Genomic DNA, 12275 nt, shown 5'->3' on the forward strand with positions numbered 1-12275 from the left:
CAAATTGGGCCGGCGACGTGGACGAACAGTTACACACTGTCCGAGGTTGAGTACCAAAACGACCTGGTTAACGAAGGTTTGCGCTATCCTGCTGAGTGGGATAGGACCCACCAGTTCACGTCCAACCTCCAGATCAATATAACATCATCCATTTCTGCTAACCTTACGTGGTATTACGCAACGGGTAACCCAAACGTACTTGCCTACACCGAGTCTGAACAAGAAGTGACCAACCAGGAGCCAGAACTCAACCGGCTGCCTGACTACCATCGACTGGATTTCAGCCTGCAATCTTCGTTCAAACTGAAAAATGGTCCAAACCTGGAAACGCGGTTTTCTATCTACAATCTTTACGATCAGGAAAATGTGTGGTACAGAGATCCTATTCAGGTGTTCAGATCTGACCGCCCTGGCAGTGGATTACGGTTCTACAACGTCAATGTGTTTGATCTGGCATTTCAGCCGGCTTTCGACATCGCGTTTTCATTCTAGGCACTATTCCCTTTCAGACCTGGACTCGGGAGCGATGCGATAAAATTTACCGGAGAAGCTGTTTTCCCACTCTTCTTTTAACTTCCGGTGGAAATAATTTTTTATCCACTCCTGCGTCAACAGATATCCGCAATTAGGGCATTCAAAATAGGCGGTATCAGGTGCGTCAAAATGCATGTCACAGTTAGGGCATTCGAGCGACCGCAGCAACTCTTCCTTATTTTCTTCCCAATAGCGATCCAGCGATGCCTTCGCAGCAGTGCGGTTACGCCGCTCCATACCGCGTCCCAGCAGCTCTATTACATAGTAGGCAACACTCATGAAAACGAGTGCACCTACGGTAATACCTACAAATAGCCAGACGTTCATAGTTTCTGATTTGCGTAAGGGGCCTGTTACAGCGTTTCAGAAGAATCACTGTCAGTCTAGGAAATTAACAAATATGAACCTGTTAAACTTGTTTAAAAACGAATGAAGTACGTGCAGCCGGTTCATTGAACATAGACGAGCGCTGCATTTCACGCGTTGAAAAGTGTACAGCAATCAGCGTACCTGGTAAATACGCATGTGCCGGCTCGAATTTATACACCTTGCCACCAGTCCCCATCATGCAGCGCAAACGCCCAAATGCAGAGGAGATCTCCACCTTACCAATTTGCTGATCAACAAAAGCGTGCAATAGTTTTTCCAATCCACCTTCACCACGTGGTCCACATTGGCCGGGCTGACCGCCATTTTCGACTGCTTTTACCAACGCAACCTCATCACTACACGGGGTGCGCCAGATACGTCGAACACGCGACGGGATGCCTGGGCCGGCATCTGCTACAACGAAAGAGATGTTGTTAACCTCTTCGTCCCAGGAAAACAGCACGGTCATATGATCAACGCCGGCGTGCTGGCTAACGTTGGACAGCAACCCGCCCAAACACTGTGTTTGTGGCTCAACCAGCAGGCTGCTGGTATAGAGTTTTCGCGCCATCCAGTTGTTAAAGACACGGACAAACCAGTCTTGATATCCGGCTACTGGCACGCGATGAAATTGCCAATATCTGCCATTTACTGCTGTTGATTTAAAAACATCAGACGTTGTCTGCTCATCCATCAACCACTCGAGTTGAACCTGGAGCGTGTTTGGGAGCTGTGTACCGATTTCAAATCGGACAAGAGCATGCTGTTGCTGCAAATGTGTGATGAGCACATAAAGCATAGCCAGGCCTGTACCGTCAATGTGCCGGCACGCTGTAAAATCAACCGTAAAGGCAGTTGATCGCGGGATACCGTCTTCATCAAATACCTGCCCCAACACGGCATACATGGTTGTGGCGTGCAAGGCATGGGGAGCATAAACGTGCATGGGTCTACCTCTTTTATTCAGACGTATGGCACCAAAAACAACGCAAAACACAGGCAACGCACTGGTGCTATTGTAGAGATAGACGCAACAGGCTGAAAAATAGAACCTGCAAAAAAAGACTCACCTGTAAAAACAGATGAGTCGAAGACCTGATTTCAAAAGGGAGAGGTGACGGACGGATTCGAACCGTCGTACAAGGTTTTGCAGACCTTTGCCTAGCCACTCGGCCACGTCACCTTTATTGCGGGAGATGCGCTTGTAACGACCAAGTACGCCCGGTAGGACTCGAACCTACGACCTGCGGATTAGAAGTCCGCTGCTCTAATCCAGCTGAGCTACGGGCGCGTAGATTGAATAAAGGATGTCGGGGCGGCGGGATTCGAACCCACGACCTTCTGGTCCCAAACCAGACGCGCTACCGGGCTGCGCCACGCCCCGATGAATAGTCGAAACTATTCTAGAGTGCTGACTTGGCTGCGTTCAGTTCGTTCTGAACGTCGTCAAGTTCAACAATTTTCTGTACAAACCGATACTGACCGTTTGGCTTCTTCTCGGCAACAATCATCTTGGCAACTCTTTTCCGCTGTGTATTTCTACCACGGTCAGTACGCTGGTTCTTACTTACTTTTTTTGCCATGACGAATCACCTCTCGAATTAAGTGACGGTTTATTTAATCTCTTTATGCAAGGTATGCTTGCGCAATACAGGATTGTATTTCTTAAGCTCCATACGCCCAGGGGTATTCCTGCGGTTCTTCTTGGTAGAATAGCGCGATGTCCCGGGAGCTTCTGTACACTCCAGAATGACCTGAATCCTGACGTCTTTTGACTTAGCCATTGTGGTATCTCTTGTTATCGGACAGAACGCACCTGCTTTTAGCCAGCGTTCTTATCTATCTTGTCGTACCGAATAATTTTGCGTCTGAGTTTTTTATAAACTAAACACGCACACCTTTAGCTCGGGCGTCTCGAAGCACTGCTGTAATTCCTTTTTTGTTGATCGTCTTGATCGTCTTTGCAGAAACCCGCAATGTGATCCAGCGATCTTCTTCAGGAATGTAGAAACGCTTCTTCTGTAGGTTTACATTAAACCGACGCTTCACCTTGTTGTGTGCATGCGACACATGGTTGCCGGACATAGGTCCTTTGCCTGTAATCTGGTCTTTCCGTGCCATCGCTAGCAGTCACTCTAATGGATTTTTTAGACAGAGTGGGTTTAAACAGGAATAAGCTAGAATGTTTCTGCCCCAATTAATATTTAGAACAGATTTTGGAAGTTATCCAAGATTTAATAATTCGGTCAGGGATCAATCGGCCATCTGGACGGCCGCAGCCGGCTCTATTGACGCTGCGCGCATGGCCGGGTAAATGGCGGCAAGCATACAAAGCGACATGGCAACAAACACGATCAGGCTCACATCAAACAATTCGATTGAAACGGGATAGGCATCCAGAATAAATGATTCGGCGCTTGCAAGCCGGAAAAGCGAGAAATGCTGCTGCGCCAAACTCAACCCCAGTCCAATAACCAATCCAACGCCGGTCCCTATTACCCCGATCAACAACCCTTCGTATAAAAAAACCCGCCTGATATCCCGTCGCGACACCCCCATGGCTTTCAATACACCGATGTCATGCCGCTTTTCGATTACAACCATGGTTAGCGAACCGATGATGTTGAACGCGGCAACCACAACTATGAGGGCGAGGATTAGCGAAGCACCCCACTTTTCAAGCTCCATTACATCATAAAACGATTTCTGCAGGTCGTACCACGTACGTACCTCGAATCGCTCAGTATCGATGTAGCCGGCAAGTTCGGCTTTTATCCTCGCTGCGTCTTCCAGGTCTGCAAGCCGTAATTCAACCCCCGATACTTTCCCTGGCATTTTGAAAAGCCGCTGGGCCTCTGCCTGGCTCACAAATACGTGGGTTTCATCGTAGGTCGGCTCCATCTCAAATACACCACGTACCTCATAGACACTAAGCGGTGTAGCAAAGATATTGCGCATCATACGCTCAATGCCGGGTGCTGATAACAACTGAACCCGGCCTTCTTTTTGTCCGGATCCCCTGGGAATATCTCCTTCATCGAGAACAGGGAAGAGGTCCAGGTCCTGGCCAAGGCTCATGCCAATCACCATGCCCGGCAACCCATCTTCCCGGGTTACACTAAATGAACCCAGGGTGGTTTTATCCACCACATTGCTTACGCTGGCAATTCGTTTTTCATCTACACCCCGAACAATTACTACCCGATTCATATCAGACATGCCATCATGCAACAACAGCGCCTTGCCCTGAACATAGGAGGCGATGTTGTCGATTTCCGGATGGGCGAGCACCTGGTCCATCAATGAATCTGCATTTGAGAAGCTGCGTTCTTCAGCGCTCACAATACGAATGTGGGGATCAAGACCAACCATGAGCCCACGGACAACATCGGAGAATCCATTCATTACGGACAGTACAACAATCAACGCTGCAACGCCCAGCGCCACGCCCACAATCGAAATACCTGTGATAATCGAAATGAGCGTGACCTGCTTGCGGCTTGCCAGGTACCGTTTGGCTATGTAGAAGCGATAATCCAACGGGCGTTAGTCGAGCATTGCGGTTGTGTTAGCCATCATGCCTTCGGGTGCCTCGTTGTATATGGCAACGCCATCGGTTAACAGGGCAAACGGAGCGCCTACCGATTGTTTACGCTCTGAGAAAGACAGCGTGCCGGCCGGGGTATCAAATGTTTTATAATCCGTCCAGTCAAAGGCACGCGCTGGCGCATCCGGATTCCCCTGCAGCACAAACGCCCAGCGATCTAGCCGGCCGGTTGCTTTGTCTACATACATCCAGTACTGGTCACCCGGCGTAAGCCCTACGCCTTCAAAAGAAAGATGGAGTACATCTGTCGCTGCATTTGAAGAATCAGCAGCAAGGGAACGGTTAACACCAGGATCCATCATTTTCATCGGGGCAATAAGCCAGTAAGAGTCGTTGATAAAGCTGCTGTATGCAGTTTCCAACCGGGCGCCTTGCTCCTCCTCTGCCAGCGTTTCCCCATTGAGGTAAACGGTACCCTCGCGGGTGTTAACATTGAAGAGAACAACAAACGAGGAGTCCTGACCATCGGTATATTCCAGCCGATAATCGCCCGTATGTTTATTCCAAAGGTGCTTGTTTCTCACCGTACGTTCGCCACCACGATCAAATCCGAAGTTATACCGCAGCACAGGAAGCGCGGCAAAAGCGGCGACTCCGCCCATTGCGTCATACGCCTTGTGGGCGACAGAATCGGCATAGGTCTGCGCTGCTGGCATCATGGGCTCAGCGTCTGCAGAAGAGTCAGAAGGGGTTTGGGTACATCCGATCGCGACAACGGCAGCCATCAGAAAAAGGAAAGCGGGGAGAACTCGTGTATGTGTTTGCATGAACCTGCGGGTTTGATAAAATCCAGCGGAAGTCGCCAATATACTAACTGTTCAAGTTGCGAATGTAACGGTAGCAGAACAAACAAGGGCGCGTCCAGTTCTCAAATATGTAACCCATTCCGCCTGAAAGCAGTACGCATACCCTGTCTAATCTTTTCAATTTTATGAAGCTGCAGTTGGTTTGTTTATTAAATGCGCGGAAGATTTGCAGAAGCTTGCCCCTAATTTTAGCGGCCAGTCTGCTCTCATTTTTGTGGGTTTCCCCGGTTGTTGGTCAAACACGGGCAGATTCCCTGCGAAGCCCTTATGGCTCGGGGATTGGGTTTGAAGTTGTAGTCACCAACAGTGGCTTTGGCCTCGGCGGCTACTACGCGCTGGCGATAGATGATCGCAATTCTTTTTTTGCAGAACTCAGTATTGGATCAGAAAAGAGTGAGCGCGAAGTAAAGTTTTTTGGGTTTGGTCAGAGTTTTATCCCAGACAAAGCCAACTACTTTGCCCGCATGCCTATTCATATCGGGGTGCAACGCCGGCTCTGGAACGATCACATTGAAGACAACTTCCGCCCCTACCTTCAACTCACTGGCGGCCCGACGCTCGGCTGGGTATATCCTTATTTCGACGACGACAACGGCAACGGCACCTACGATACCGACGAGAAACGATACGACGGGGTTGGGTCCATCTTTAAAGGCGACTTCCGCTTTGGGTTGGGCGGGACAATCGGTATTGGCGCTAATTTTGGCGAAAACCGCCGGCTCACCCAGGGGGTACGCATTGCCTACAGCTTCAACTACTTTTTCGACACCATCCAGCTACTTGAGTTGGACGACCAGTTTTCGCCGGCCAACTTTTTCGGGACGCCCGCAATCAGCATCACATTTGGCAGGCTGTTCTGATCAACCTAAACGTTGAATCTGAACAGCATCACATCTCCATCTTCCACAACATACTCTTTTCCTTCAGAACGCATCAGTCCGGCATCACGTGCTGCAGCTTCTGAAGCCAGCCGATCAAAATCATCATACTTGATGGTTTCAGCCCGGATAAACCCACGCTCAAAATCGCTATGGATCACGCCGGCAGCCTGGGGGGCTTTGGTCCCTTTGTTGATGGTCCATGCACGCGATTCTTTGGGGCCCGTTGTAAAAAACGTGATCAACCCCAGCAGGGCATATGCTGCGCGCACCAACCGATCCAGACCGGCTTCCGCTACACCCACATCTTTCAGGAATTCAGCCCGCTCTTCTGCATCCAATTCAACTATCTGCGCTTCCAACTCTGCTGATACGAGTACAACCTGTGCGTTGTCTGCTTCAGCGATGCTACGCAGGGCATCAACATATGCATTGCCTGAAGCAAGGTCCTCTTCGCTCACATTGGCTGCATAAAGCAGCGGCTTCCGGGTAAGCAAGAACAGGGAGCGCATCCAGGCTTCTTCTTCCTTTTTGACTTCAAACGAACGGGATGCTTTTCCTGCGTTAAGGTGCGCTTCCACACGTTCATAAAAGGCCAATTCTTCCTTGGCTTTCTTGTCGCCTGTTTTGGTTTGCTTGCGTGTTTTGTCGATGCGCTTTTCGAGCGACTCCATGTCTTTGAGCAACAACTCGGTATCAATCACCTCGATGTCGCGGGCAGGATCAACAGAGCCTTCGACGTGCACAATGTTTTCATCGTCAAAACAACGCACCACATGCACGATGGCGTCTACTTCACGAATATGAGACAGGAACTGATTGCCCAGCCCCTCGCCTTTGGAAGCACCGGCAACGAGGCCGGCGATGTCCACAAACTCAATGGTTGTGGGTAGCACTTTAACCGAAGTAGAAATGGACGCCAACCGATCGAGGCGCACATCAGGTACAGAGACAATTCCAACGTTAGGTTCAATTGTGCAGAACGGGTAGTTGGCAGACTCAGCACCCGCTTCACTCAATGCATTAAAGAGCGTAGATTTGCCGACATTGGGCAATCCTACAATCCCGCAACGCAAAGCCATAGTGGTATACAGATTAGGTGGAAAGAAAAACCTAGCAGCCTATCTCATTTGATAGATAAAGTTCCAGCGATGCCCAAAGGCTCAACCAATGTAACTGACCGTCACAAATTCGCGCTCTGGCAAAATCACGGCGCAAAGGCGCCCCATGCCGGGATACATGTAATACACGCAGCCGGTATCAATGCTGATGAGCTGGGGTTGGTTGATGGGCTCGGGGTGGGGGGTATGGCCACAGATGACAGGTTTTTCCCAGGCCAGGAATCGGGCAGAATAATGGCCACGATCCCACAAAAACGTTTTTTCAGATGGTTCGGCAAGGTTCTGTGCAATGGTTAACTCTGGCTGTAAGCCGGCATGCACAAAAAAGTAGGATGGTGAGTCGAGGTACAACTCTGTATTCCGAATAAAGGCGACATGTTCAGGAGGAATCACGATCTGATCGTTCTCATCCCTGTAACTCTTGAGCGTCTGCACCCCGCCGTTTAGTCGCCAAACTTCCTCGTCCTGACGCAAGCCATCCAGATAATTCAGAAAGAATACTTCGTGGTTGCCCCGTAGAAATGTACAATTGTGCGTCTTCCGTAATTCCAAAAGCCGGTCAATTACGCCTTTCGAATCCGGGCCACGGTCAATATAATCCCCGACAAAAACCAGGTGGTCGTCCGCAGACGGGCTCAAACGCTCGAGCAACTCGTCGAGCGACTTGGCACAACCATGAATGTCTCCTATTGCAATAATGCTCATCTAAAAAGCTTTCCTATGCTCCTGGGAAAATGCAAGTCCAACGATAGCTTATGCTGAGCATCAGGATTCTATCCTGCTTTGAATGGTTTCAATGCCTACGAGGCCGCGCCCCGATTTTTTCAGACGTCCTTCTTTCTGCAAGTCAATCAGAACTGCATCCAGTATACCATTAATAAATTTGCCACTCCTTGAGGTGCTGTACTTTTTAGCCACTTCGATGGCTTCATTGATGGATACTTTTGGGGGGATATCTTCAAAAGAGAGAAATTCGCAAATCGCCATAACCAGTAAAAGACGATCTATCAGGGCAATCCGCGTTATCTCCCAATTCTGGGTATGATTACCAATGATTTCGTCAGCTACGTCGTTAAAATCCAGAGATTTCAAGAACAGGCTCTTCGCAAACTCAAAGTTAGCGTCGTTGTCTGCCAGGTCGGGTTTTAGAATAGTATTGATAAAATGTTGTGGTTCTCCGCCTGCCAGCTTATGCGCATAAAGCGCCTGCATAACACGCTCTCTCACAATTCTACGACTGCTCATACCGCGTGACATCATCATCAAAGAAAAGTTTGCGAGGTAGCCTAAGCACTTGCAAGTGCAAGAGATAGACCTGACCGGGAGGTGGAGGACGTAACATAAATTCCGCTTTACTATTCGTCAAGCAGAAATAGGTTCTCAGAAAAAAATCAGATTCATTGCTTGTTCGAATAGCTTCTGCGTTTTTCTGATCCCTTGAAGGTATGCCCTTGCCCCCCTGCGTGTCAAGTAAGTCAACCCGTTGCTACCAAAAGTTTTGGCTCCTCCAGCCATATACCGAAAGTGCAAAGGGGTGTCGCTCTTTTTCTTTACGCACGCGCTTTTGTATTGCCCCAACCAGTCATGCCTGCAGCCACACCTTTACTCTGGCCGGCTCTGTGTTTGATCGCAGGGATCTGGGCAGGCTTCCGTGTTAACCCGGCGGCCCTGCCTTATTGCATCACCGCAGTGCTTTTGCTCTTTCTCCTGCTGGTGATAAATGGCTGGCGCCGCAGTAAGCCGTTTTCACTGGCCCTGCTGCAACAAACGGTACTACTCTGGCTACTGGTAGGCGGTATTGGTGTCTTGCGGGCTGTGCATACAACGCATAAAAATGTGCAGTCTGCTGCGCTGCTCTCGCAAGCGTCTGACCAGGAAGTTTTTATCCTGGGCCATGTGCAGACCATACAGCGTACGGGGAGATTTACCATCATCGCGCGCCGGCTCTATGTCCCATCAAAACCCACGGCGATCCATAGCAAGCTCCAGGTAGTGATCGAAGCGCCCAATGTGACGGTCTCGGCTGGTCAGCACCTGATACTCCGAGGTTTTGTGCAACAACCAGCTGGCGCGCGAAATCCCGGTGCATTTGATTACCGCGCATACCTCGTGCAGCAAAATATTACCCACGTCTTTCATGCCAACAAGTACGCGCCCCTGCCTATATCCACAACGCGTAAATGGACAACCTTAGTCGGACGACTGCAACAACACCTGACCGCCTACTTGCATCGATACATCGAGGACGAGGCTGTACGCGCCGTCTTGTTTGCATTGCTTCTGGGCGATTCATCAGCGCTCCCAGCTGAAACACGGGATGAATTCCAGCAAACGGGTCTTATGCACTTGCTTGCCGTATCCGGGCTCCATGTTATGCTGGTTGGCATGGTTGTCTATGAATGCTTGCAGCCAATTTGTCTTCGCATGGGATGCTCATGGCGCGCGATGATGATGATTCGCATGTGTGTTGTTACAGCAGTGCTGATGGTTTACTTATTGATTACAGGAGCAAAGCCTCCCGTTGTACGGGCCGTGTTTATGACTACGTTGATGATGGCAGGACAGCAGATTCAGCGGCCAACATCGTCGATAAATCTGCTCAGTTTTGCAGCCATCATTTTGCTTTTGATCAAGCCATCACATCTGTTCAGCGCCGGCTTTCAGCTCTCGTTTGCAGCGGTGCTAGGTATTCTCCTGTTTACCCCGCACTTCAAACGACTACTTCCCCCAAGATACACCAGGTCATTTGTGTCCAGGTATGCAGCAGAAAGTATACTGGTATCTGTCAGCGCAAGCCTGGCGACATTGCCCGTCTTGCTATATCACTTTTCCTACGTCCCAATCTCAGGCATTGTGCTCAATTTGGCCGCGCTGCCGCTCACAGCAGCAACGCTCAGCGCCGGCATTTGCATGCTCCTTGCAGCTGCAATTTACCCGCCGCTGGCTGTACTCCTGAGTTACACCGTCACATGGAGTACGCAATGTTTGCTAACGGTTGTCAACAAAGGTGCACAAGTTGCCTTTTCCATCGCACCAGGTACACCTGATGTCCCACTGCTTGTATTCCTCGTGGTATGCCTGTTACTGCTTCCACGTTTGCTTTCTCACATTTATCGCTGGCGCGCTGTTGCAGTGCTGGGTATTGCGGTTAATCTGCTCCTATGGACTGGTCTTATCGCTGGAAAAAATCAGCCACGCCTCACGGTAACATTTTTTGATGTTGGTCATGGGGATGCCAGCCTGATTTCATTTCCCAACAATAAACACATGCTTGTGGATACCGGTGGCTTTATCAAGGAGACACCGATAGTCGAGCGCGTACTTTTACCGTACCTGCGCGTTGCCGGCATCAACACACTCGATGCCGTATTGCTATCTCACCCGCACCAGGACCACGCCGGCGGTCTGCCGGCACTGCTAAGCGCAATTCCTGTGAACCGCGTGCTCACAGCACCTGATACGTCTTTCATTCGCTACCTGTCAGCGTTACAACCCGGAATGCATCAGACCATCCTTGCCGGCGACACCCTCCTCCTCGATCATACCGCCCGCATCAGTATCCTTGCGCCTGACGCTAAGCTAAACACCCATGTAAATCCTAACGTACGCAGTCTATTCTTTCAATTGCAGTATGGTAATACCGGTGTGCTTTTTACCGGCGATGCAACTGCAGTAACCGAGCAGTTTGTTATACAGCACTTTCCTGCATTCCTACATGGGCATATAGTGAAAGTCCCACACCATGGTTCAGAAACGAGCAGTACCCGGGCATTATTGGAAACCCTGAAAAAGAAAGAAGAACCTCCCAGCATCGCGGTGATCAGTACTGCCGCACAACACCGCTATGGTTTACCCGATGAGGTTGTGGTCAGGCGCTGGATGGATGTAGGTGCACAGATCCACAACACAGCTACAGACGGTGCTTTGGTGATCACAAGTGATGGTACACAGATGACGGTTCTGTCCTATTAGCTTTTCAGGACCTAGCGCTCAAGGAACAGTACAAACCGTCCATCTTCGACAAGGGATGCGGTTGTTGAACCAAAGGCCATCCGCTTCATGCGTGACACGGAGTGGGCGCCGGCGATAATAAGTTCTGCTGCTTGTTGTTCAGCGTAGTTCAGAATGTGTTCGATCGGTTTGTTGCCATACAAACATACCCGCTCTGTTTTAAACCCGTGCCGTTGTAGAAACTCGCCGGCGTGGATTGTCAACATTTCTGAAGCAGCATGATCGTTTTTGCTGCTAATGCTAACAATATGGACGGTTATATCGCGGCCAAATGGGGCCATTTGTGCAAAGCGCTGCATGGCGCGTACTGCCGGCCCGCTCCCGTCATATCCCAAAACAGCCGTTTTGATTTTCTTTCTGGTGTCGGGCACAATGATCACGGGGGCAACACACTTCTGCACAACATGCCCAAGCGTTGTTGTGGTCTGATCCGGGTGACCATAGAAGAAATGAGGGTTATTCCCAATAAGCAAAATGTCGTGATATTTTAGATCTTCGACAATTTCATCAGATGGTATCCCCTCTTTAACATCAACTTGGTACGGTATATGCTCTGCTTCAGAAGCATCAGAGAATTCTTTGACGAGCTCCTGTGCACGGATCCTCGTTTTCACTGTTAGTTTTTCCCGCAGCTTTTCAGCGTAGTACATGCTTCCGATGCCACCGCCTGACGATGTGTTTTCAATACGGTTCACATCAACAACAGCAAGGCCAGTAACCTCAGCCCTGTTACGGTGTGCAGCGTCAAACGCGTAGTCCACAGCTACCGGAGTATCAGCATCCTGATCTAATGCTACGAGAATTCTCTTGATCATAGGGGTATGAATGGCGGTGGTAGGATCTCGTCAGTCAGAATCCGGATAGACTTACTTACCCAAGTAATCCACATTCCTTTTTTTATTATATCTATTATATAGAATTTATATAAATAGTAGTAGTAGTAATAGGC

General features: G+C 49.7%; 14 protein-coding genes and 3 tRNA genes. 3 read left to right on the forward strand and 14 right to left on the reverse strand.

The features are described 5' to 3' along the window. A partial coding sequence (locus AAF564_22125) for a hypothetical protein (GenBank protein MEM8488265.1) occupies positions 1 to 492 on the forward strand: 492 nt, incomplete at its 5' end. 3 nt (positions 493 to 495) lie between these two features. Here the strand turns inward: AAF564_22125 and AAF564_22130 are convergent. From AAF564_22130 to AAF564_22175, 10 genes are all read right to left on the reverse strand, one after another. Continuing rightward, positions 496 to 861, reverse strand: a complete 366-nt coding sequence (locus tag AAF564_22130) for a hypothetical protein (protein MEM8488266.1) — start codon at positions 859 to 861, stop codon at positions 496 to 498. Positions 862 to 943: 82 nt separating this feature from the next. Then, entirely contained in the window at positions 944 to 1849 is a 906-nt protein-coding gene (locus AAF564_22135; protein MEM8488267.1) for a hypothetical protein, read from the reverse strand. Between the two features lie 166 nt (positions 1850 to 2015). Then, positions 2016 to 2086 (reverse strand) — tRNA-Cys (locus AAF564_22140). A gap of 33 nt (positions 2087 to 2119) precedes the next feature. Further along, positions 2120 to 2194, reverse strand: a tRNA-Arg gene (locus tag AAF564_22145). A gap of 19 nt (positions 2195 to 2213) precedes the next feature. Continuing rightward, positions 2214 to 2287 (reverse strand) — tRNA-Pro (locus tag AAF564_22150). A 19-nt stretch (positions 2288 to 2306) separates the two neighbouring features. Beyond that, positions 2307 to 2486, reverse strand: coding sequence for a hypothetical protein (locus tag AAF564_22155; GenBank protein ID MEM8488268.1), 180 nt, complete (start codon positions 2484 to 2486; stop codon positions 2307 to 2309). 30 nt (positions 2487 to 2516) lie between these two features. Then, positions 2517 to 2687 (reverse strand): 50S ribosomal protein L33, encoded by a 171-nt coding sequence (rpmG, locus tag AAF564_22160; protein MEM8488269.1) that lies wholly within the window; start codon positions 2685 to 2687, stop codon positions 2517 to 2519. A gap of 100 nt (positions 2688 to 2787) precedes the next feature. Beyond that, a complete protein-coding gene (gene rpmB / locus AAF564_22165; protein ID MEM8488270.1) occupies positions 2788 to 3024 on the reverse strand; it encodes a 50S ribosomal protein L28 in 237 nt (78 codons plus the stop codon). A gap of 132 nt (positions 3025 to 3156) precedes the next feature. Further along, on the reverse strand, positions 3157 to 4443 hold the full coding sequence (locus AAF564_22170; protein ID MEM8488271.1) for an FtsX-like permease family protein: 1287 nt from the start codon (positions 4441 to 4443) through the stop codon (positions 3157 to 3159). Positions 4444 to 4449: 6 nt separating this feature from the next. After that, entirely contained in the window at positions 4450 to 5277 is an 828-nt protein-coding gene (locus AAF564_22175; protein ID MEM8488272.1) for a hypothetical protein, read from the reverse strand. 215 nt (positions 5278 to 5492) lie between these two features. Here AAF564_22175 and AAF564_22180 point away from each other — a divergent pair, with 215 nt between their 5' ends. After that, a complete protein-coding gene (locus AAF564_22180; protein ID MEM8488273.1) occupies positions 5493 to 6176 on the forward strand; it encodes a hypothetical protein in 684 nt (227 codons plus the stop codon). Positions 6177 to 6181: 5 nt separating this feature from the next. Here the strand turns inward: AAF564_22180 and ychF are convergent, their stop codons facing one another. The 3 genes from ychF to nusB all read right to left on the reverse strand — a co-directional run bounded on the left by ychF (position 6182) and on the right by nusB (position 8560). Beyond that, positions 6182 to 7276: a redox-regulated ATPase YchF gene (gene ychF, locus AAF564_22185; protein MEM8488274.1), complete on the reverse strand. Its 1095-nt coding sequence runs from the start codon at positions 7274 to 7276 to the stop codon at positions 6182 to 6184. Between the two features lie 81 nt (positions 7277 to 7357). Continuing rightward, positions 7358 to 8020 carry a metallophosphoesterase family protein gene (locus AAF564_22190; protein MEM8488275.1) on the reverse strand — a complete coding sequence of 221 codons (663 nt, stop codon included), beginning with the start codon at positions 8018 to 8020 and terminating at the stop codon, positions 7358 to 7360. Between the two features lie 60 nt (positions 8021 to 8080). After that, positions 8081 to 8560 carry a transcription antitermination factor NusB gene (gene nusB / locus AAF564_22195; GenBank protein MEM8488276.1) on the reverse strand — a complete coding sequence of 160 codons (480 nt, stop codon included), beginning with the start codon at positions 8558 to 8560 and terminating at the stop codon, positions 8081 to 8083. 339 nt (positions 8561 to 8899) lie between these two features. On the opposite strand from nusB, the gene AAF564_22200 reads away from it, so the two are divergent. Beyond that, entirely contained in the window at positions 8900 to 11287 is a 2388-nt protein-coding gene (locus AAF564_22200) for a DNA internalization-related competence protein ComEC/Rec2 (protein ID MEM8488277.1), read from the forward strand. A gap of 11 nt (positions 11288 to 11298) precedes the next feature. Here AAF564_22200 and AAF564_22205 read toward each other — a convergent pair whose 3' ends face one another. Then, the gene (locus AAF564_22205; protein ID MEM8488278.1) at positions 11299 to 12141 is read right to left on the reverse strand and encodes a universal stress protein; all 843 of its coding nucleotides are present in this window, start codon (positions 12139 to 12141) and stop codon (positions 11299 to 11301) included. Between the last annotated feature and the right edge of the window lie 134 nt (positions 12142 to 12275).

The sequence above is a fragment of the Bacteroidota bacterium genome (assembly GCA_039111535.1).
Lineage (GTDB): Bacteria > Bacteroidota > Rhodothermia > Rhodothermales > JAHQVL01 > JBCCIM01.

What these genes read in the sequence shown, in the direction of transcription:
- AAF564_22175 (MEM8488272.1), bottom strand. Translation starts at nt 5,277, where the DNA reads ATGCAAACACATACACGAGTTCTCCCCGCTTTCCTTTTTCTGATGGCT.
- ychF (MEM8488274.1), bottom strand. Translation starts at nt 7,276, where the DNA reads ATGGCTTTGCGTTGCGGGATTGTAGGATTGCCCAATGTCGGCAAATCT.
- nusB (MEM8488276.1), bottom strand. Translation starts at nt 8,560, where the DNA reads ATGAGCAGTCGTAGAATTGTGAGAGAGCGTGTTATGCAGGCGCTTTAT.
- AAF564_22130 (MEM8488266.1), bottom strand. Translation starts at nt 861, where the DNA reads ATGAACGTCTGGCTATTTGTAGGTATTACCGTAGGTGCACTCGTTTTC.
- AAF564_22200 (MEM8488277.1), top strand. Translation starts at nt 8,900, where the DNA reads ATGCCTGCAGCCACACCTTTACTCTGGCCGGCTCTGTGTTTGATCGCA.
- rpmG (MEM8488269.1), bottom strand. Translation starts at nt 2,687, where the DNA reads ATGGCTAAGTCAAAAGACGTCAGGATTCAGGTCATTCTGGAGTGTACA.
- AAF564_22190 (MEM8488275.1), bottom strand. Translation starts at nt 8,020, where the DNA reads ATGAGCATTATTGCAATAGGAGACATTCATGGTTGTGCCAAGTCGCTC.
- rpmB (MEM8488270.1), bottom strand. Translation starts at nt 3,024, where the DNA reads ATGGCACGGAAAGACCAGATTACAGGCAAAGGACCTATGTCCGGCAAC.
- AAF564_22205 (MEM8488278.1), bottom strand. Translation starts at nt 12,141, where the DNA reads ATGATCAAGAGAATTCTCGTAGCATTAGATCAGGATGCTGATACTCCG.
- AAF564_22135 (MEM8488267.1), bottom strand. Translation starts at nt 1,849, where the DNA reads ATGCACGTTTATGCTCCCCATGCCTTGCACGCCACAACCATGTATGCC.
- AAF564_22155 (MEM8488268.1), bottom strand. Translation starts at nt 2,486, where the DNA reads ATGGCAAAAAAAGTAAGTAAGAACCAGCGTACTGACCGTGGTAGAAAT.